Genomic DNA, 19755 nt, shown 5'->3' on the forward strand with positions numbered 1-19755 from the left:
CGCTCCGCACCGTGTCCGATAACGCGGTGTTGAGCGGCCCGGTCGTTCCGGCGGAGTAACATGAGCCCCGGATCATTTCGGGGGACGCCGCATGATGAACCGCAGGACCATGCTCGCCGCGGCCCTTGCGGGCGCCATCGCGCCACCGACGCGCGCGTTTGCCGACGGCGGCATGAGCCGGATCTCGGCCTATGCCTTCTCCTTCCCCGCATTGTCCGGCGACGACATCCGCCTTGCCGCGTTCACGGGCAAACCGCTGCTGGTGGTGAACACCGCCTCGCTCTGTGGCTACACCCCGCAATATGCCGGCCTGCAAGAACTATGGGGCGAGTTTCGCGAGCGCGGGCTCACCGTGATCGGCGTGCCCTCCAACGATTTCGGCGGCCAGGAGCCCGGCGGTGCCAGCGAAATCTCCGATACGGCGCACCACCAATACGGCGTTACCTTCCCGGTGACGGCCAAGGCCGTGGTGGTCGGCGCGAAGGCTCATCCATTCTACAAATGGGCTGCCGACGCGCGGCCGAGGGAGGTTCCGAAGTGGAACTTCCACAAATATCTGATCGGCCGTGACGGCTACATCGCCGAGGTCTTTCCGTCCGCGGTGGCGCCGACCGATACGCGGGTCAAAACGGCCATTGCCAAGGCGCTGGCCGATAGTTGATGCGGCGCGGCCGATCCGGTTGGGCACAATTGTGGCGTGGCACCAAACAGCCGTTGCAATGGCGAGGGCCCACCATCTAGGCTAGGATCGTTTGGGGCAGGACGGTTTTGCCGCAGGCGAAAAGCCGCGGCGGAACAACGGGATCAATCTCGAGGACAACACCATGCGCGTGGCGGCAGGACTGATTTTAGCAAGCGCGATGTCTTTGGCCATGACGGGTGCGGCATGGTCGCAGACCGCGGCAAAACCCGCAGCAAGCACACAAGCCGCACCAGCGGCGACACCGGCCGCTTCAGCGCCGGCGGCCGCTCCCGCAGTGGCTGCCGCACCAGCGGGCTTCGTCAACCCGCCGCCACCGAAACAGGCGCCGCAGCCGGCGCGCGCAGCCTGCAACACGCCGGGCGCGCTCGGCGTCGCCCGCACCGTCGAGATCGACACCACCGGCGGCCCCGGCTTCGGCTTCGAGCATTTCAAGGAGCTCGACTTCCTGCGCGATCACGAGGTGGTGCTGACCTTCGACGATGGCCCCTGGCCCAAGAACACACCTGCGGTGCTGAAAGCGCTCGCCGACGAGTGCACCACCGGCATCTTCTTCTCCATCGGCAAGCACGCGACCTACGAGCCGGAGATCCTGAAGCAGGTCTATGCGGCCGGTCATACGATCGGCGCGCACACCTGGTCGCACGCCAACCTCAACAACAAGAAGCTCACGGAAGCGCAGCGCAAGGATGAGATCGAGAAGGGCTTCAGCGCCGTGAAATGGGCGCTCGGCGGCATCTCGCCGTCGCCGTTCTTCCGCTTCCCGGCGCTTCAGCATCCGCCGGAGATGGTCACCTATCTCGGCAACCGCAACGTCGGGATCTTCTCCTGCGACATCGACTCCTTCGACTTCAAGGCCTCCAAGCCGGAGAAGGTGATCGAGACCGTGATGAAGAAGCTCGAGACCAAGGGCAAGGGCATCATCCTGATGCACGACTTTCAGAAGCACACCGCCGAAGCCCTACCCGAATTGCTCAAGCGTCTGAAGGCCGGCGGCTACAAGGTGGTGGCGATGCGCGCAAAATTCCCGGCGTCGACGCTGCCCGAATACGACCAGGAGCTGCTCAAGAGCATCAAGCTGCCGACGGTAAGCCAGCGCCCGGTCAATTCCGTTGTGACGACCGTTTCCGAATAGAAGGCAATTGTCTTTCCGGTTCGAAGGCTACGTCATCGTCTCGGCGGACGGCATGCTCGCCGACGCGGCGCACGTCATGCCGGACAGTCTGAAGTTCGACGGCGACAAGCTGTTCTTTGAGCAGGCGCTCGATCGCGCCGCGCTGATCGTGCACGGCCGCAATTCGCACGAGCACCAGCCGAATTCGCCGAAGCGCAAGCGGCTGATCCTGACCCGCAAGATCAAGGCGTTGACCGTCGATCCTGAAATGCCGAACGCGACATTGTGGAATCCGGATCACGCGCGCTTCGAAGAGGCCTGCGCCTTTGCCGACGTCGCCTCCGGCATGGTCGCCGTCATCGGCGGCCCCGTGGTCTTCGACATGTTCATGGACCGCTACGACACGTTCTGGCTGTCGGAGGCGCCGCACGTTCGACTGCCCGGCGGCGAGGGCTGTTTTGTCGGCGTGCCCCAGCGGACCCCGCACGAGGTGCTCGCCTCGCACGGGATGAAGCCAGGGGCGCCGTACCTGCTCGACGCGGCGCATGAGGTGACTGTGACCCCGTGGCGCAGGACGTAGCGCTACACGTCGCCGTAGGCCGCCTCCGCCGGGCGCGTGGTGCGGCCGTAGCCGATGATCATGCACAGCGCGCCGATGATCGACAGATTCTTCAGCGCGTCGACCACCATCTTGGCGTTGTCGGGCGGCGCCTGGTTCCAGAAGTCATCGAACAGCACGGTCGCGACCGCGACGTAGATGATCAGCAGCATCGCGAACAATCGCGCGCCGAAATTCAGCGCGATCATCAGTCCGGCGATGATCTCGAGCCCGCCGACGGCGATCGCCAGGAGTTGCGGCGTGGTCATGGCAGTCGCCGTCTCGAGCTGCTTGGCGTAAGGCGCGACGACGTCGGGCACCACGAGCTTGGTGGCGATGAAGTCGGCGGTCGCCTGGATGGCAAAGAGCTTGGTCGCGCCCGTGTAGATGAACAGCACGGCGAACAGGATTCGCCCGAAAGTCACGAACGCTGGCATGATCGGCCTCTTGGCTCAGGCTTTTTGAAATCGGCGTCTTGACGCGAGTGCCGGGCGATTATGAAGAGTCGTGCGACGGTTTACAAACGGGGAAATCGCAAACCGTTTTGAAAAGATTGAAGCGCGGATGCGCCGGAGGTCTGCTCCCTCGCCCCGCTTGCGGGGAGAGGGTTGGGGTGAGGGGGAGCCTCTGCGGGGACGGTGAGAGTTGGACTCGCGGAAAGTCCCCCTCACCCGGATCGCATCTGTCGATGCGATCCGGCCTCTCCCCGCAAGCGGGGAGAGGCGAAGAGATCGCGCCTCAGGTAAACAACGTCGGCTGCTGCCGCGCTGCCCGTTCCTGCGCCTCCACGACTGCAACAGCCGTCATGTTGAGGATGCCGCGCGCGGTCACCGAGGGCGTCAGGATGTGCGCCGGGCGCGCCGGGCCGACCAGGATGGGGCCGACGGGGAGCGCGTCCGCCAGCGACTTGATCATCTGGTAGGCGACGTTGGCGGTGTCGAGGGTCGGCATGATCAGGATGTTGGCCTCGCCCTCCAGCTTGGAGTGCGGCAGCACCATTTTCCGCGCAGCAGCTGAAAGTGCGGTGTCGCCCTGCATCTCGCCGTCGGCCTCGATCTCCGGATGCCTTTCCTTCAGGAGCTGGGTCGCCCGGCGCATCTTGCGCGAGGAGTCCGTGTCGTAGCTGCCGAAATCCGAATGCGAGACGAAGGCGATCTTCGGCTTGATGTTGAAGCGCTGTACATGGACTGCCGCGAGCGACGCGATCTCGGCGAGCTCCTCCGCGCTCGGATTGGGCCGCACCTGCGTGTCCGCGATGAAGAAGGCGCCCTTGCTCGTGATCAGCAGGGCCAACGCAGCGTAATCGCTGATGCCGGCTGAGAAGCCGATGATCTCGCGGACATGGCGCAGATGGCTCATATACCGCCCCTCGACGCCGCACAGCATGGCATCGGCCTCCCCGCGCACCACGGCAAGCGCCGCGATGACCGTGTTGTTGGTGCGCACCACCGTGCGCGCCGCATCGGGCGTCGCGCCGCGGCGGCCGGCGACCTCAACATAGGTCTGCACATAGGAACGGTAGCGTGGATCGTCCTCGGGATTGACGAGGTCGAAGTCCTTGCCGGCCTTGATCGAGAGGCCGAAGCGCTTGATGCGCGCCTCCACCACCGAGGGACGGCCGACCAGGATCGGCGTCGCCAGCTTCTCCTCCAGCACCACCTGCGTCGCGCGCAGCACGCGCTCGTCCTCGCCTTCGGCGTAGATCACGCGCACCGGCTGGGTCTTGGCCTTGGCGAACATCGGCTTCATGACGAGGCCGGAGCGGAAGGCGAAGCGCTCGAGCAGCGCGCGATACTCGTCGAAATTGGTAATGGGGCGCGTCGCGACGCCGGATTCTATCGCCGCCTTGGCAACGGCCGGCGCGATGCGCAGGATCAGGCGAGGATCGAACGGACTCGGGATCAACGAGCCGGGCCCGAAGCCACCCGCCTCACCGGTGTCGAGGCTGCCTTGGGAGACCGCATCCGACGGCGCCTCGCGCGCGAGCTGCGCGATCGCCTCGACGGCGGCATGCTTCATCTCCTCGTTGATGGCGCTGGCGCCGACGTCGAGCGCGCCACGGAAGATGAAGGGGAAGCACAGGACGTTGTTGACCTGGTTCGGATAGTCGGAGCGGCCGGTGCAGATCATTGCGTCGGGGCGCACCTTGCGCGCATCCTCCGGCATGATCTCCGGTATGGGATTGGCGAGCGCCATGATCAGCGGCTTGTCGGCCATCGCCTTGGCCATCTCAGGCTTGAGCACGCCGGGCGCGGACAGGCCGATGAAGATGTCGGCGTCGCCGATGACGTCGGCGAGCGTCCGCTTGTCGGTCTTCTGCGCATAGATCGCCTTCCAGCGGTCCATGGAGGTGTTGCGGCCCTCGTGCACGAGGCCGTCGATGTCGCAAACCCAGATGTTCTTGCGCTGCGCGCCCATCGACACCAGCAGGTTCAGCGTCGCAAGTGCCGCGGCCCCTGCCCCCGACGCCACGATCTTGACGTCGGACAGTTTCTTGCCGTTGAGCCTGAGGCCGTTGGTGATGGCGGCGGCGACGATGATGGCGGTGCCGTGCTGGTCGTCGTGGAAGACCGGGATCTTCATGCGCTCCTTCAAGCGCGCCTCGATCTCGAAGCACTCCGGTCCACGGATGTCTTCCAGATTGATGCCGCCAAAGGTCGGCTCGAGCGCCGCCACGGTTTCGACCACGCGGTCGATGGTGTCGGCGGCGATCTCGATGTCGAACACGTCGATGCCGGCGAATTTCTTGAACAGGACCGCCTTACCCTCCATCACCGGCTTGGAGGCCAGCGGGCCGATATTGCCGAGGCCGAGCACGGCGGTGCCGTTCGAAACCACGGCGACCAGATTGGCGCGGGTGGTGAGCGAGGCGGCCTCGGCGGGATTCTTGGCGATCTCGGTGCAGGCGGCCGCGACGCCCGGCGAATAGGCCAGCGCGAGGTCGCGCTGGTTGGCAAGCGGCTTGCTTGCCTGGATCTCCAGCTTTCCGGGCCGCGGCAGACGGTGATAGGCGAGCGCCGCCTGGTGGAGATCATCAGAATAGGACGACATGCGGTGTCTCGCCTCGCGTTACCGGCCTCAAAATGTCTGAACCGGAGCGGCCGCCCGAGCGGACGGTATTTCCGGGCCGTGGAAACGGGATGAAGCACGGCAGCCGCCCCGGTGGCAACATCCGATTGCGACCCCATCAACAGGACGCGTGGTCAAATACTTGAAAACCATAGCTTTCCCTGGACCACCCGGCGTTTCGCGAATATGCCAGGTTGCACGGTGCAAAACGAGCAACTGGAGCAAGGGAATGAAGCGAATCCTGATCGGCCTGATCGTGGCAGCCGTGCTCGGAGCGGGCGGATGGTTCGGCCTCAATCTCTATGCCCAGCATCGCGCCACCGCGGAGGTCGAGGCGGCGTTCGAAAGGATCCGTTCGAGCGGCGGCAAGGCGAGCCATGGCAAGATTGATTTCGATCTGCCCACTCGCACGGTGACGATCGAGGACATCGCGATCGCTCCTGGCGAGCAGGCGCAGATCAAGATCGCCGGCATCAAAGGCACCGACGTCCGCCTGATCGACGATATCAGGTTCTCGGCCGACAGCATCGACGTCACGGGTTTCGAAGTCGCACTGAACCCGGTCGGCCCCACGAAGCTGAAGGCGTCCTACAAGATCCCGCAACTCGCCCTGCGCGACTATGCCGGCCCCCTGCACGCTGGGAATGTGCCGACAGGCGGCTCCCTGATCGACATCTATCGCTATGTGCTCGATCAGTACGCAAGCGTCACGGCATCGTCAGTCACGGCTCCGACGCTGACGATGAGCTTCGATGCGAGCGGCAGCGCCGCCGGCAGCGGCGAGGTCGCCTATTCCGGTCTGGCCATCCAGCATCTCAAGCACGGCAAGATCGATGCAATGAGGGCGGACCGGGCCGTCTTCACCATCGACGTGCCGCAGCCGGGCAAGCAGGACAAGCTGACCGGCGATCTCTCCAACATCATCGTCAACGATTTCGACGCGACCGCGATCGCCGCGGCGCTCGATCCGCAGAAGGCCGGCGATGCCAGCTACCACCGCGTCTACCGGCAGATGTCGGCCGGCCCCTATGTGCTCAAATCAACCCAGGGCATGCGGATCGACATCGACGGGATCACCTTCGAGGACATCGCGGTGCAGCCGTCAAAATTCCGGCCGGCCGAGATCGTTGCGCTCATGCCGACGGATCGGTCGGTCCTCCCGACACAAGCGCAATCGCGCGAGATGATGGGGAAGTTCGCCGGGTTCTATGAGGGCCTTCGCATCGGCAAGATCGAGGTCGGCAAGACCTCGATGGGCACGCCGCAAGGGACGGCCAGGATCAACGCCGTCAGATACCGCGAGGGCGAGTTCGCGGTCGAAGGCATCGATACGCCGTCCCCACAGGGGCAGTTCAAGATGGAGCGCTTCGCGTCGAAATCGTTCAGCGCGGCAAACCTGATGCGCTGGGCGGCAGGCCTCAGCGGTCACGGGCAGGCGCCCTCGCCCGATCAGTTGCTGGGCCTGTTCCGCGTGCTCGAAGGCGCCGAGATCAAGGGCGTGGTGGCGCCCTATAAGAACACGCGCCAGTTCGTCACCATCGACACGGTCAGCCTGAACTGGGGCCAGCTTGTCGGATCGATCCCGAGCAAGGCCAGCCTGGTCGTGAAAATGGTCACCCCGACCGATCCCGCCAATCCGGCGCAGCGGCCGCTGGTCATGGCGGGCGTCGACAAGCTCGCGATCGACCTCGATCTCGGCGCCGCCTGGACGGAGTCGTCAGGCGCATTCGCTCTGATGCCGGCCACGATCGATCTCGGCAACCTCGCCAAAGCGCAGGCCCGCTTCGCACTCGCCAATGTGCCGCGCGGCCTCTTCACGACTGATCCGGCGCAGGCGATGGGTCAGGCGGCGCAGGTGGAGGCCGGTGCGTTCGAACTCTCGCTGCGCGACAGCGGCGTCGTCGATCTCGTCGTCGCGCAGTTCTCACGCATGCAGAATGTCAGCCGCGACGCCGCGCGCCGCGCCATCGTCGAGATGATCAGGGCGCAAGGCGAGAAGATCGCGGCGTCCAATGCCGACGTTAGAATGGCGGTCGATGCGCTCGCCGGCTTCGTCGAGACATCCGGGCAGACGCTGACCGTCAAGCTGACGCCCCGCGCCAAGCTGCCGCTGATGCAATTGATGCAGCTCTCGCAAAGCGATCCGGAGAGCGCGCTGGCGCAGTTCAGGATCGAGGCGTCGACAGGGGTTGTAGGGCTTATCGCTGCGAATGAGATGACAGCTGACCTGGCGAAAATCCCTTCCCGTCATTGCGAGCGAAGCGAAGCAATCCAGGCTGCCTCCGCGGAAAGATTCTGGATTGCTTCGCTTCGCTCGCAATGACGGGTGGAGAGAGCGGACCCAAGATCAGCAGATCGAATCGCGGAGAGTACCCTCTCACCCGCCTCGCATCTTCGATGTGACGCGGCCTCTCCCCGCGTGCGGGGAGAGGCGAATAGCCACTCACTTCTGCGGCAGGTTCACCCGCACGTGCAGCTCGCGGAGCTGCTTGGTGGTGGCTTCCGACGGCGCGCCCATCAGGAGGTCCATGGCCTGCTGGTTCATCGGGAACAGCGAGATCTCGCGCAAATTCGTGGTGCCGCACAGCAGCATCACGATGCGGTCGACACCCGCGGCCATGCCGCCATGCGGCGGGGCGCCGTACTGGAAGGCGCGGTACATGCCGCCGAAGCGGTCGACCACTTCCTGCTCACCATAGCCGGCGATCTCGAACGCCTTCACCATCGCTTCCGGCACGTGGTTGCGGATGCCGCCCGAGGCGATCTCGTAGCCGTTGCAGGTGATGTCGTACTGGAACGCCTTGATGGTCAGCGGATCCTGTCCCTTTAGCGCCTCGAGGCCGCCCTGCGGCATCGAGAACGGGTTGTGCGAGAAGTCGACCTTCTTATCGTCCTCGTTGTACTCGTACATCGGGAAGTCGACGACCCAGGCGAGCTCGAACCGCTCCTTGTCGGTGAGGTTCAACTCCTCGCCGACCTTGTTGCGGGCCAAACCGGAGAACTTCCAGAACTTGTCGGGATCGCCGGCGACGAAGAAGGCGGCATCGCCCTCCTTCACGCCGAGCTGCGCGCGGATCGCGGCAGTGCGCTCAGGCCCGATGTTGTTCGCGAGCGGACCGGCACCCTCGCCGCCCTCACGCCACATGATGTAGCCGAGGCCGGGCTGGCCCTCTCCTTGCGCCCATGAGTTCATGCGGTCGCAGAACGCGCGGCTGCCGCCGCCCGGCGCCGGGATCGCCCAGACCTGCTTCTTGGGGTCTTCGAGCATGCGCGCAAAGACCTTGAAGCCGGAGCCGCGGAAATGCTCGGAGACGTCCTGCATCTCGATGGGATTGCGCAGGTCCGGCTTGTCGCTGCCGTATTTGCGCAGTGCCTCGGCGAAGGGAATCCGGCGCCAGCCCTTCGTCACCGGCTTTCCTCTCGCGAACTCCTCGAACACGCCGGTGATGACAGGCTCCATCGCCGCGAAGACGTCTTCCTGCGTGACAAAGCTCATCTCGACGTCGAGCTGATAGAACTCGCCGGGCAGACGGTCAGCGCGCGGATCCTCGTCGCGGAAGCACGGCGCGATCTGGAAATAGCGATCGAAGCCCGACATCATCAGCAGCTGCTTGTACTGCTGCGGTGCCTGCGGCAGCGCGTAGAATTTACCGGGATGGATGCGCGAGGGCACCAGGAAATCGCGCGCGCCTTCCGGCGAGGACGCGGTCAGGATCGGGGTGTTGAACTCGAAGAAGCCCTGCCCCTCCATGCGCCTGCGCATCGACTTGATAATTTCGATGCGGGTCATGATGTTCTGATGCAGCTTCTCGCGGCGCAGGTCGAGGAAGCGGTACTTCAGGCGGATGTCTTCGGGATATTCCTGGTCGCCGAACACCGGCAGCGGCAGGTCGCCGGCCGGACCCAGCACCTCGATCTCGCTGACATAGATCTCGACCTTGCCGGTCGGCAGATCGTCATTGTCGGTGCCTTCGGGGCGACGCCGGGCCTTGCCGTCCATCCGCACCACGAATTCCGAGCGCAGCTTCTCGGCCAGCGAGAAAGCCGGCGAGTCCGGGTCGACCACGCACTGGGTCAGGCCGTAATGGTCGCGCAGATCGATGAACAGCACGCCGCCATGGTCGCGAACGCGATGGACCCAGCCCGAGAGGCGAACCGTCTCGCCGATGTTGCTCTCGCGGAGCGCGCCGCATGTATGTGACCGGTAGCGATGCATGGTCGTCCCAAAATCAATGTCGGAGGAAGCGAATCGGACGGCCTGTAACGGCCGGTCCGAAGTTGCGGCAGGGTTTACCCGACGAGGCCCAAGGCGGCAACCAAGGGAACGCGCTGTTTTGGGCCAGATGCGTCCATTTTCAAGGGCCGAGCCTTTGCCATCACGCGTTCCAGCCCTATCTTGAGGCCATGACGGTCCATTTCCCCTTCCAGAACTCCTATTCGGCGCTGCCGGACAGCTTCTTCGCCCGCGTCGCGCCGACCCCTGTGGCGGCGCCCCGGCTGATCAAGCTGAACCGGCCGCTGGCGGTCCAGCTCGGGCTCGATCCGGATGCGCTGGAGACCCCGGAAGGCGCCGAAATTCTGGCCGGCAAGGCGGTTCCCGCCGGCGCCGATCCCATCGCCATGGCCTATGCCGGCCACCAGTTCGGGCATTTCGTGCCCCAGCTTGGCGACGGCCGCGCCATCCTGCTCGGCGAGGTCATCGACAAGGACGGCGTCCGCCGCGACATCCAGCTCAAGGGAAGCGGCCCCACCCCGTTCTCTCGCCGCGGCGATGGCCGCGCCGCGCTCGGGCCGGTCCTGCGGGAATACATCGTCAGTGAAGCCATGTTCGCGTTGGGCATCCCGACCACGCGCTCGCTCGCCGCCGTCGTCACCGGCGAGCACGTCATCCGCGAGACCGCGCTGCCCGGCGCGGTGCTGACGCGCATCGCCTCCAGCCATATCCGCGTCGGCACTTTCCAGTTCTTTGCCGTCCGCCGCGACACCGAGGCGATCCGCCGGCTCGCCGACCACGTGATCACCCGCCATTATCCCGAGCTGCTGCATGTCGAGCGGCCCTATCACGCCCTGCTCGCAAGCGTTGTCGCGCGCCAGGCCGATCTGGTCGCGCGCTGGCTTTTGGTCGGCTTCATCCACGGCGTGATGAACACCGACAACACGTCCATCTCCGGCGAGACCATCGATTATGGCCCCTGCGCCTTCATGGATGCCTATAACCCAGCGCAGGTGTTCTCCTCGATCGATGAGATGGGCCGCTACGCCTATGCCAACCAGCCGCGCATCGGCCTGTGGAATCTGACCCGGCTCGCCGAATGCCTGCTGCCGCTGTTCTCCGACGATCAGGAGAAAGCAGTCGCCGAAGCCCAGGACATTCTCGGCGCCTTCGCCGAGACCTTCAGTGCGGCCTATCAGGCCGGCCTGCGCAAGAAGGTCGGCCTGTTCACGGAGCGCGACAGCGACGACGCCCTGATCCAGGACCTGCTCGATGCCATGGCCAAGAACCAGGCCGACTTCACCCTCACCTTCCGCAAGCTCGGCGACGCCACAGGCGATGAGTCCGGCAACGCCGACGTCCGCGCGCAATTCATGGATCCCTCGGTTTTCGACGAGTGGGCCAAGCGCTGGCGCGAGCGCATTGCCCTGGAGCCGCAGACCGCGGCCGAACGGAAAGCCGCCATGCACGCCGTCAACCCGGTCTTCATCCCGCGCAACCATCGCGTCGAAGCCGTGATCCAGGCCGCAGTCAACGATGACAATTACGCGCCGTTCGAGGAGCTGGTGAAGGTACTGGCCAAGCCGTTCGACGACCAGCCGGACTACGCCGCCTACGCCGATCCCCCGCTGCCGGGTCAACGGGTGCTGCAGACGTTCTGCGGGACGTGAGAAATGCCGTTGGATGGGTAGAGCGCAGCGCACCCATCTTCCTCGGCGCCTCAACCATCCCTGCACTCGCGATGCTGATGGATTTACCTGCGTCGTCCCACTCTGCGCACTGCGACAGGCTCGATGCCGCAACGCGAGACGACCCCGTTGACCGCACTCGCCGTTCTGACCAACAATTTGCCGCGTCGGCAACCACTGTCATCAAACTGAAACACTCTCACTCTAACCGGCTGGCGGGCCGTCTTGCCGGAGGCGACCATCCTCCCAGAGACCTGACACGCGCGCCATGCCCTTCAAATTCATCCACCTCACCGACACGCATCTCGCGAATCCCGGGCTGAAGCTCTATGGCCTCGACCCGCGCGCCCGTCTCGATGCCGCGATCGCCGACATCAACAAGCATCAGTCCGACGCGGCCTTCGCGGTCGTGACCGGCGACCTCACCCATTGGGGCGAGCCTGAATCATACGCCAATTTCGCAGACGCGATGGCCGCGCTGAAGATGCCTTACATCGCCATGGTCGGCAATCACGACAAGCGAGTGGCCTGCCTCGACGGTCTTCGGTCCGCGCCGCGCGATCAGAATGGCTTCGTTCAGGGGACGCGCACCACCGAGCACGGCCTGTTCGTCTTCCTCGACACGCTGGACGAGACCAGCCACGCCGGCGAGATGTGCGACAAGCGCTTCGGCTGGCTCGAAAGCACGCTGGCCGCAGCGCCCGCTGACATGCCGTTCGTCGTCTTCATGCATCATCCGCCCTTCCCGGTCGGCGTGCTCGCGATGGACGAGATCGCGCTGAAGCAGCGCGGCGAATTCGCCGAGGTGATCGCGCCCTATCGCAGCCGCATCCGCCACCTCTTCTTCGGCCATGTGCACCGGCCGATCTTCGGCAGCTACGGCAAGATCCCGTTCTCGACGCTACGCGGCACCAACCATCAGGTCTGGTTCGAGCTCAATGCCAACGCGCCGCATCTGGCGAGCCACGAACCGCCGGCCTATGGCGTGGTGCTGATCGACGATGAGAACCTGGTCGTGCACAGCCACGACTTCCTCGACACCAGTCTGCGCTTCCCCTTCGACCCGCCTGCGGGAATGGACGGCCGCGACTATGCGCTCAAGTTTGCGGCGCGGTGAGATGAGCCTCGCCGAACCCGCGGCTCTCCCGGTCGCGACCTCGGCGGCACCGCGCCTGCACGTCCTGAAGCGCTTCGCCGCCGGCTTCAAGGCATCGCTACCGGCCTATCTGCTGCTGCTGCCCTCGCTGATCTTCCTCGCGCTGTTCACCTATGGCGCGATGGGGCGCGTGTTCATCGATGCGCTCTATCAGCGCACGACGCCGAAAGCGCCCGTCCGCTTCGTCGGCCTCGACAATGTCAGCGCGGTGCTTGCCGACCCCGCCTTCACCGGCGCGGTCGTCAACAATCTCATCTATGCCGTCGGCACGGCGATCCCGAGCATCGGCCTCGCGCTCTTGTTCGCGCTGGCGCTCGCGCGCACCAACGCGGTGACCAGCGCACTTCGCGCCGCGCTGTTCCTGCCGGTGCTGATCCCGATGGTGGCAGCATCCGCGTTGTTCCTGTTCATCTTCCTGCCCAATGTCGGGTTGCTCGACTACAACATCGGCCGGTTGCTTCCGGTGCTGCCGAACTGGCTGGGTGACCCCGACATCGCGCTGTCAGCGATCATGGTGATCACGATCTGGAAGAACGCCGGCTATTACATGCTGTTCTTCCTCGCCGGCCTGCAGGCGGTGCCGGAGGACGTCATGGAGGCCGCCCATCTCGATGGCGCCGGTCCGTTCCAACGCCTGCGCTACATCATCCTGCCGGAGCTTAAGCCCACCTTCCTGTTCGTCACCGTGATCGCGACGCTCAATGCGGTGACGCAAGTCGACCACGTCTTCGTCCTGACCCAGGGTGGCCCGTCCAACTCGACCAATCTCGTGCTGTTCTACATCTACCAGCAGGCGGTCGAGCATTACGACGTCGGCAAGGCCTCGGCGGCGACGCTGCTGACGCTGGCCGCGTTGATGGGCCTCACCGCGCTTTCGTTCCGCACGCTAGCGAACCGCGAGGGCGGGCCATGAATCTGATCGACCGTCTGTTTAGGGATGCTCCGCTCGCCACGCGCCGCGAGATCACGCCAAAGCTCGGCTTCGTGCTGACCGTGCTGCTCGCGCTGGTCTGGCTGATCCCGTTCCTCTGGATGGGCGTGGCGACCCTGCGCCCGGCTTCCGACGGCATCAACCTGATGGCCGAGCTGATGCCGAGCCTGAAGCCGACGCTCGACAACATCAGGGATGCCTGGGAGATCGGCGACTTCCCGCGCTACACCCTCAACACCACCATCATCTGCACCGGCATCCTGCTGGTGCAGTTCGTCACGATCACGCTGGCGGGCTTTGCCTTCGCGCGGCTCGCCTTCGCCGGCAAGACGCTGATCTTCTACCTGTTTCTGATGCAGCTGATGCTGGTGCCGGTGCTGCTGATCGTGCCCAATTTGAGCCTGATCGCGCAGCTCGGCCTCTACGACACGCTCACCGGCGTGATGATGCCGTTCTTTGCCTCGGCCTTCGGCACCTTCCTGATGCGGCAAGCGTTCGAGGCCATTCCGACCGAGCTGGAGGACGCCGCGCTGATCGACGGCGCGGGTCTGTTTCAGCGCATCCGCCACATCTACGTGCCGCTGTCGCTGCCGAGCTTTTCGGCCTTCGCCATCATCTCCGTGACCAGCCATTGGAATGACTTCCTGTGGCCGCTGATGGTGATCAACTCGCCGGACAAGCGGCCGCTCACGGTCGGGCTCTCCGTCTTCACCAAGACGGCCGAGGGCACCCAGGCCTGGGGCACCATCGCCGCGGGCACGCTGATGGTGATCGCACCGCTGCTCGTCACCTTCCTGATCTTCCAGAAGCGCTTCATCAGCTCCTTCGTCACCTCAGGCATCAAATAGGAGATTTTCCGATGCTGTTATCCCGCAGGCTCATGCTTGGCCTTGCCATTGCCGGCACGATGGCCGGCGCCCTCGCCTTTCCGGCTCTCGCCGGCGAAGGCCCGACCGAGATCGATTTGTTCTTCCCCGTCCCCGTTGACGGCAAGCTCGCCCGCGACATGGGGACCTTGATCAAGGAGTTCAACGAGACCCACCCCGAGGTCAAGGCGACCGCGGTCTATACCGGCTCCTATGACGACACGCTGATCAAGACGCGCGCCGCGATCAAGGCCGGCAAGCCGCCGTCAGCCGTGATCATGTCGGCCAACTTCCTGCTCGACATGCAGATCGAGAACGAGCTCACCAATCTGGATTCTCTGATCGCCGCCGACGGCACCACCAAGGAAAAGTTCTTGGGCCAGTTCTTCCCGGCGCTGCAGGGCAACGCGGTGATCAACCGCTCGGTCTATGGCGTGCCCTTCCACAATTCGACGCCGCTGCTCTACATCAACGCCGACAAGGCCAAGGAAGCGGGCCTTGATCCGACCAAGCCGCCGCAGACCTGGGCCGAGCTCACCGACTGGGCCAAGAAGCTCACCAGGCGCGAGGGCGACAAGGTCACCCAATGGGGCATTGCGATCCCCTGCGCCTACGACTATTGCGGCTGGATGATGGAAACGCTCACCATGTCCAATGGCGGGCGCTACTACAACGAGGAGTTCGGCGGCGAGGTCTATTACGACACGCCCTCGATGCTCGGCGCGCTCTCCTGGTGGAACGACCTCATCGCCAAGCACAAGGTGCATCCGCCCGGCGCTACGCCTGGCCCCGCCGTCAGCACCTCCTTCATCTCCGGCAACGCCGCGATGATGATGCTGTCCACGGGCTCGCTCACCTATGTGCGCGACAACGCCAAATTCAACTACAAGGTCGCCTTCATCCCGCGCAACGTCCGCAACGCCGTGCCGATCGGCGGCGCCTCGCTGATCATTCCGGCCGGCCTCGAAGCCGACAAGCAGAAGGCCGCCTGGACCCTGATCAAGTGGATGACCTCGCCCGAGAAGAGCGCCTGGTGGAGCCGCGCCACCGGCTATTTCGCGCCCAACATGGCCGCCTACAAGACGCCCGACATGGTCGACTTCCTGAACAAGAACCCGGACGCCAAGACCGCCGTCGAGCAGCTCGACGTCGCAAAGCCCTGGTTCGCGACCTACAAGACCGTGCCGGTGCGCAAGAACCTCGAGGACGAGGTGATGCTGGTCCTCAACGGCAAGAAGCAGCCGAAGGATGCCCTCGCCGCCGCCCAGAAGGCCGCCGACGAGACGCTCAAGCCCTACAACGCGGAGACGTCGCTGAAACTGCCGTAACGCCGGCAACTCATCGCGCAAACAAACTTCGGCGCTCCGTCATGCGGGGCGCCGAATTCGTTTGGACGGCCGCTGCCCGTTAACCTGCCGTCCACCATTAGCCCGGCCCCGCCGCCGGTAACCATTGGAATTAACAGACCCTCAACGCACCCCAGACAAATTTAGCAATGTTTCTGAGGGGTTTCGCCGTGGATCTGTTGGTTTTCGAGTTCCTGGGACTGGCTCTGGTCGCCATGTGCGTGCTCGTGGTGGCGCTGCCGTGCGCCCGGAAATCCTCGCAGCGGGTCCGCTACGAATAGGATTCTTGTCGGAAAAATGCGATTTCGGCCCAAATGCAAGACTTGAATTCGCATCGAGCCCCTTGACATCACTGCACTTTCGGCAGAACGGCTGATGATCTCGTCATGGGCCGTTCATGGATTTGATTACCACCACTGCTGACCTCGCGGCTGCCTGCAGCCGGCTGGCCAAGCACCCCGTCATAACCGTCGATACCGAGTTTCTGCGCGAAACCACCTATTACCCGCTGTTGTGCGTGGTGCAGATGGCCAGCGCCGAGGAAGCCGTCGTCATCGACGCCCTGGCCGAGGGCATCGACCTCAAACCGTTCTTCGAGCTGATGGGCAACGAAGGCGTGCTGAAGGTCTTCCACGCCGCCCGCCAGGACATCGAGATCATCTGGCACCAGGCCGGCATCATCCCGCATCCGGTGTTCGACACCCAGGTCGCGGCCATGGTGCTCGGCTATGGCGACAGCATCGCCTATGACCAGTTGGTCGAGAAGGTCACCGGTCACCGCCCGGACAAGACTCACCGCTTCACCGACTGGTCGCGCCGGCCGCTCACCAAGGAGCAGATGCACTACGCGGTATCAGACGTCACCCACCTGCGCGACGTGTTCGCAGCGCTTGACGCCGACCTGAAGAAGCGCCGCCGCAGCGAATGGGTCTCCATCGAGATGGAGGTTTTGACCTCGCCCAGGACCTACGACTTCCACCCCGAGCGCGCCTGGGAGCGGCTGAAGACCCGGGTGCGCAAGCCGAAGGACCTCGCGGTACTGATGGAGGTCGCGGCCTGGCGCGAGCAGGAGGCGCAGAGCCGCGACGTGCCGCGCGGTCGCGTGCTGCGCGATGAAGCGATCAGCGACATCGCAACGCATGCGCCGACCACGCTGGAGAAGCTCGCCCATCTGCGCTCGGTGCCGAAGGGGTTTGAGAAATCCAAATGGGGCGCGGACATCGTCGCCGCGGTCGAGCGCGGGCTGGCGCGGGATTTCTCGACGCTGCCGAAGCTGGAGAAGCCGCGCAACAACTCTAATGGCGCCGCCATCGTCGAGCTGTTGAAGGTGCTGCTGCGCATGACCGCGGAGCGCCATGCAGTCGCCAGCAAGGTGATCGCCACCGTCGACCATCTCGAGGAGATTGCAGCCAGTGACGAGGCCGACGTGCCGGCCCTGCGCGGCTGGCGCCGCGAGCTGTTCGGCGATGCCGCGCTGAAGCTCAAGCGCGGCGAGCTGGCGCTCGCGATCGAAAAGGGCCGCGTGGTCGGGGTGCAGCGGGCGTAGGCCCGCGCCCTCCCCTCAGTGTCGTCCCGGCCTAGTGCGCAATTGCGCACGGGGGGCCGGGACCCATTACCCCTGGGAGGAGTTTGGCGAAGATTCGCCATTCGGTACTTCTACGAACCCCGATCGATAGATCACGCGGTATGGGTCCGGGCTTTCGCCAGGACGATACCGGTGGATGTGGCTGGCTGCTTCGGCCACACTGACAGACTCGATCCTACCCCGGCGTCAGCTTCGCCACCTCCCCCTTCATGTCCTCCAGCACACCCGAGATCGCCGCGACCAGCTCGTCGATCTGGGCCTTGGTGGCGATCAGCGGCGGGCAGATGGCGATGGCATCGAGCATGTTGCGGGAGATCACGCCGCGCTCCTGAAGCATGCGGCTTGCGATGCCGCCGACAGCGCCGGGCGTAGCGGCTGCCGTCTTGCGCCCCTTGTCGAGCACGAGCTCGAGGGCGGCGATCATGCCGACGCCGCGGACCTCGCCGACCAACGGATGGCTGGCGAGCTCGCGCAGCTTGCCCTGCATGTAGCTCCCCAGTTCGGCGGCATGCGCGACCAGACCGCGCTCCTCGATGATCTTCAAATTCTCCAGCGCAATCGCCGAGCCGACGGGATGGCCGCCCGCGGTGAAGCCGTGGCCGAGCACACCGATCTTGTTGCTCTCGTCAGCGATCGGCTCGAACATGCGGTCGTTCAGCATGATCGCCGACAGCGGGAAATAGCTCGAGGTGATCTGCTTGGAGACCACCATCGCGTCCGGCTTAATGCCATAGGTCTCGCAGCCGAACATCTTGCCGGTACGGCCGAAGCCGCAGATCACCTCGTCGGCGACCAGCAGAATGTCGTACTTCTTCAAGACCTTCTGGATCTTGTCCCAATAGGTCGCCGGCGGAACGATAACGCCGCCCGCCCCCATCACCGGCTCGCCGAAGAAGGCCGCGATCGTATCCGGGCCCTCCTTCTGGATCAGCGCGTCGAGCTCCTCGGCCCGGCGCGTCGCGAACGCCTCCTCGCTCTCGCCCGGCGCGCCGTCCTTGTAGAAATGCGGCGAGCCCGTGTGCAGGATGTTCGGCAGCGGCAGGTCGAACGAGCGGTGATTGTTCGGCAGGCCCGTGAGGCTGGCCGAGGCGATGGTGACGCCGTGATAGGCGCGCAGGCGGCTGATCACCTTCTTGCGCTGAGGCTGGCCAAGCGCGTTGGAGCGATAGGCGATCAGCTTCAGGACGGTATCGTTCGCTTCCGAGCCGGAATTGGTGAAGAACACCTTGCTCATCGGCACCGGCGCGAGTGCGACCAGCTTCTCGGCGAGGTCGATCGAGGGCCCGTGCGATTTGGCCGAGAACGTATGATAGAACGGCAGCGCCTGCATCTGCTTGTGTGCGGCATCGACGAGACGCTTCTCATTGAAGCCGAGCCCGACGCTCCACAAGCCTGCCATCGCCTCGAAATAGCGCTTGCCCGCGGCATCGAACACGTAGGGACCCTCGCCGCGCTCAATCACGAGGGGACCGGCCTGCTGATGGGTGCGCGCGTTGGTGTAGGGATGGAGCTGGTAGGCCACATCCCGGGCCTCTGGCGAATTCGGCAGCATGGACATTTGCAGGGATCCCTAAAGTCGTGACGTCGCCGGCACAGCCAGCGTCATCACTTGATGATCAAGCCACTTGGCTATTGCGATGAGACAAAGCTTGCAACGCCAATTCGTCGGCAGCAAGCGCTCAGCAGCGTTGCACAAAGCCGCATATCGGGGATCGGGCAGCTCTCAAGCCGCGTCGTCGTCATCCCCATCGTCAGCGGCGGCGGCCTCCCTCACCTCAACGAGCGCCATCGAGAGCAGATAGACCGTCGTGGGCAAGCCGACGCGGCGCGCCGTCTCGACGGCACGCGACAAATCGCTTGCCAGCTCCTTGAGCTGTTCTCCCCGTGACAATGTTTCGACCCCCACCCGCCGATCGCGGCCGCCTACACCGCAACGGCGCCGCTGGTTCTGATCAGTTCGGCGCTGGAATGGATCGTAGCAAAATTCCCGATGACATTCACTACTGCACGCTTGTAGGCGGCGGCATCGCCGGTGCCCGGCTGCCGGCAGGCCACGGCGTCGGCGACCACCTCGTAGCGATGGCTGCGGTGAAACCCGTCCACGGCGGTGGCCAGGATGGTCTCGTCCAGGGAAAACCCGGCCAGCACGCAGCGCACATTGTGGATATTGGACATGTAGTCCACAAACCGCGACGAGCTGTAGGCCGACGGCAGCGGATGCTCGAACGTCATTTCTCCCGGACGCGGCTTCGCCTCCCCGATCCAATCGGTCAGCCTGGATGCCGGATTGAACCAGGCCGCCTGCGCGATGCGCTTCAAATGCATCACCGGCCAGAGATTGCTGCGCCACAGCGTCAGCAGTTCCAGGCAGCGCTCGGTGGCGGCATCGCCGTCGAGGATGACGTGGCGGCGCCCAGGGGTCAGATATTCGACCTGGAGGTCCGCGCAGATCAGGATCGGCGGATCATCGTGGATGGAAACCGGCATTG

The 19755-nt window shown here is 64.7% G+C and carries 16 protein-coding genes; 10 read left to right on the forward strand and 6 right to left on the reverse strand.

Features of this window, described 5'->3' with window-relative positions:
- Positions 1-91: 91 nt before the first annotated feature.
- The 3 genes from XH85_RS26900 to XH85_RS26910 all read left to right on the forward strand — a co-directional run bounded on the left by XH85_RS26900 (position 92) and on the right by XH85_RS26910 (position 2394).
- The gene (locus XH85_RS26900; protein ID WP_128934223.1) at positions 92-661 is read left to right on the forward strand and encodes a glutathione peroxidase; all 570 of its coding nucleotides are present in this window, start codon (positions 92-94) and stop codon (positions 659-661) included.
- A 163-nt stretch (positions 662-824) separates the two neighbouring features.
- The gene (locus XH85_RS26905; protein WP_128934224.1) at positions 825-1835 is read left to right on the forward strand and encodes a polysaccharide deacetylase family protein; all 1011 of its coding nucleotides are present in this window, start codon (positions 825-827) and stop codon (positions 1833-1835) included.
- 7 nt (positions 1836-1842) lie between these two features.
- On the forward strand, positions 1843-2394 hold the full coding sequence (locus XH85_RS26910; protein WP_164935067.1) for a dihydrofolate reductase family protein: 552 nt from the start codon (positions 1843-1845) through the stop codon (positions 2392-2394).
- Between the two features lie 2 nt (positions 2395-2396).
- On the opposite strand, the gene XH85_RS26915 is transcribed toward XH85_RS26910, so the two are convergent.
- Positions 2397-2849, reverse strand: a complete 453-nt coding sequence (locus tag XH85_RS26915; protein ID WP_128934225.1) for a DoxX family protein — start codon at positions 2847-2849, stop codon at positions 2397-2399.
- 301 nt (positions 2850-3150) lie between these two features.
- Positions 3151-5463, reverse strand: a complete 2313-nt coding sequence (locus XH85_RS26920) for an NADP-dependent malic enzyme (RefSeq protein WP_128934226.1) — start codon at positions 5461-5463, stop codon at positions 3151-3153.
- A gap of 247 nt (positions 5464-5710) precedes the next feature.
- On the opposite strand from XH85_RS26920, the gene XH85_RS26925 reads away from it, so the two are divergent.
- On the forward strand, positions 5711-7804 hold the full coding sequence (locus XH85_RS26925) for a hypothetical protein (protein WP_245473575.1): 2094 nt from the start codon (positions 5711-5713) through the stop codon (positions 7802-7804).
- Between the two features lie 120 nt (positions 7805-7924).
- Here the strand turns inward: XH85_RS26925 and aspS are convergent, their stop codons facing one another.
- On the reverse strand, positions 7925-9697 hold the full coding sequence (aspS, locus tag XH85_RS26930) for an aspartate--tRNA ligase (protein WP_128934227.1): 1773 nt from the start codon (positions 9695-9697) through the stop codon (positions 7925-7927).
- Between the two features lie 188 nt (positions 9698-9885).
- On the opposite strand from aspS, the gene XH85_RS26935 reads away from it, so the two are divergent.
- The 6 genes from XH85_RS26935 to rnd all read left to right on the forward strand — a co-directional run bounded on the left by XH85_RS26935 (position 9886) and on the right by rnd (position 17227).
- A complete protein-coding gene (locus XH85_RS26935; protein ID WP_128934228.1) occupies positions 9886-11364 on the forward strand; it encodes a protein adenylyltransferase SelO in 1479 nt (492 codons plus the stop codon).
- Positions 11365-11650: 286 nt separating this feature from the next.
- On the forward strand, positions 11651-12499 hold the full coding sequence (locus XH85_RS26940) for a phosphodiesterase (protein ID WP_128934229.1): 849 nt from the start codon (positions 11651-11653) through the stop codon (positions 12497-12499).
- A 1-nt stretch (position 12500) separates the two neighbouring features.
- A complete protein-coding gene (locus XH85_RS26945; RefSeq protein WP_164940437.1) occupies positions 12501-13451 on the forward strand; it encodes a carbohydrate ABC transporter permease in 951 nt (316 codons plus the stop codon).
- Complete coding sequence (locus XH85_RS26950) at positions 13448-14317, forward strand: carbohydrate ABC transporter permease (protein WP_128934231.1); 870 nt, start codon at positions 13448-13450, stop codon at positions 14315-14317. Before XH85_RS26945 ends, XH85_RS26950 begins: the two co-directional genes overlap by 4 nt.
- An 11-nt stretch (positions 14318-14328) precedes the next feature.
- Positions 14329-15663: an ABC transporter substrate-binding protein gene (locus XH85_RS26955; protein ID WP_128934232.1), complete on the forward strand. Its 1335-nt coding sequence runs from the start codon at positions 14329-14331 to the stop codon at positions 15661-15663.
- A 415-nt stretch (positions 15664-16078) separates the two neighbouring features.
- Positions 16079-17227 carry a ribonuclease D gene (gene rnd, locus XH85_RS26960; RefSeq protein WP_091892896.1) on the forward strand — a complete coding sequence of 383 codons (1149 nt, stop codon included), beginning with the start codon at positions 16079-16081 and terminating at the stop codon, positions 17225-17227.
- A gap of 214 nt (positions 17228-17441) precedes the next feature.
- On the opposite strand, the gene XH85_RS26970 is transcribed toward rnd, so the two are convergent.
- From XH85_RS26970 to XH85_RS26975, 3 genes are all read right to left on the reverse strand, one after another.
- Positions 17442-18824: an aspartate aminotransferase family protein gene (locus XH85_RS26970; RefSeq protein ID WP_128934233.1), complete on the reverse strand. Its 1383-nt coding sequence runs from the start codon at positions 18822-18824 to the stop codon at positions 17442-17444.
- A 165-nt stretch (positions 18825-18989) separates the two neighbouring features.
- Complete coding sequence (locus tag XH85_RS45400) at positions 18990-19157, reverse strand: hypothetical protein (protein WP_164940438.1); 168 nt, start codon at positions 19155-19157, stop codon at positions 18990-18992.
- A 32-nt stretch (positions 19158-19189) separates the two neighbouring features.
- Positions 19190-19753 carry an isochorismatase family protein gene (locus XH85_RS26975; protein WP_128934234.1) on the reverse strand — a complete coding sequence of 188 codons (564 nt, stop codon included), beginning with the start codon at positions 19751-19753 and terminating at the stop codon, positions 19190-19192.
- Positions 19754-19755: the final 2 nt, after the last annotated feature.

It is taken from the genome of Bradyrhizobium zhanjiangense (genome assembly GCF_004114935.1).
GTDB lineage: Bacteria > Pseudomonadota > Alphaproteobacteria > Rhizobiales > Xanthobacteraceae > Bradyrhizobium > Bradyrhizobium zhanjiangense.

Excerpts from the sequence above, each read along its gene's own strand:
- XH85_RS26900 (WP_128934223.1), top strand. The coding sequence starts at position 92 with ATGATGAACCGCAGGACCATGCTCGCCGCGGCCCTTGCGGGCGCCATC.
- XH85_RS26905 (WP_128934224.1), top strand. The coding sequence starts at position 825 with ATGCGCGTGGCGGCAGGACTGATTTTAGCAAGCGCGATGTCTTTGGCC.
- XH85_RS26915 (WP_128934225.1), bottom strand. The coding sequence starts at position 2,849 with ATGCCAGCGTTCGTGACTTTCGGGCGAATCCTGTTCGCCGTGCTGTTC.
- XH85_RS26920 (WP_128934226.1), bottom strand. The coding sequence starts at position 5,463 with ATGTCGTCCTATTCTGATGATCTCCACCAGGCGGCGCTCGCCTATCAC.
- XH85_RS26925 (WP_245473575.1), top strand. The coding sequence starts at position 5,711 with ATGAAGCGAATCCTGATCGGCCTGATCGTGGCAGCCGTGCTCGGAGCG.
- aspS (WP_128934227.1), bottom strand. The coding sequence starts at position 9,697 with ATGCATCGCTACCGGTCACATACATGCGGCGCGCTCCGCGAGAGCAAC.
- XH85_RS26935 (WP_128934228.1), top strand. The coding sequence starts at position 9,886 with ATGACGGTCCATTTCCCCTTCCAGAACTCCTATTCGGCGCTGCCGGAC.
- XH85_RS26940 (WP_128934229.1), top strand. The coding sequence starts at position 11,651 with ATGCCCTTCAAATTCATCCACCTCACCGACACGCATCTCGCGAATCCC.
- XH85_RS26945 (WP_164940437.1), top strand. The coding sequence starts at position 12,501 with ATGAGCCTCGCCGAACCCGCGGCTCTCCCGGTCGCGACCTCGGCGGCA.
- XH85_RS26950 (WP_128934231.1), top strand. The coding sequence starts at position 13,448 with ATGAATCTGATCGACCGTCTGTTTAGGGATGCTCCGCTCGCCACGCGC.
- XH85_RS26955 (WP_128934232.1), top strand. The coding sequence starts at position 14,329 with ATGCTGTTATCCCGCAGGCTCATGCTTGGCCTTGCCATTGCCGGCACG.
- rnd (WP_091892896.1), top strand. The coding sequence starts at position 16,079 with ATGGATTTGATTACCACCACTGCTGACCTCGCGGCTGCCTGCAGCCGG.
- XH85_RS26970 (WP_128934233.1), bottom strand. The coding sequence starts at position 18,824 with ATGTCCATGCTGCCGAATTCGCCAGAGGCCCGGGATGTGGCCTACCAG.
- XH85_RS26975 (WP_128934234.1), bottom strand. The coding sequence starts at position 19,753 with ATGCCGGTTTCCATCCACGATGATCCGCCGATCCTGATCTGCGCGGAC.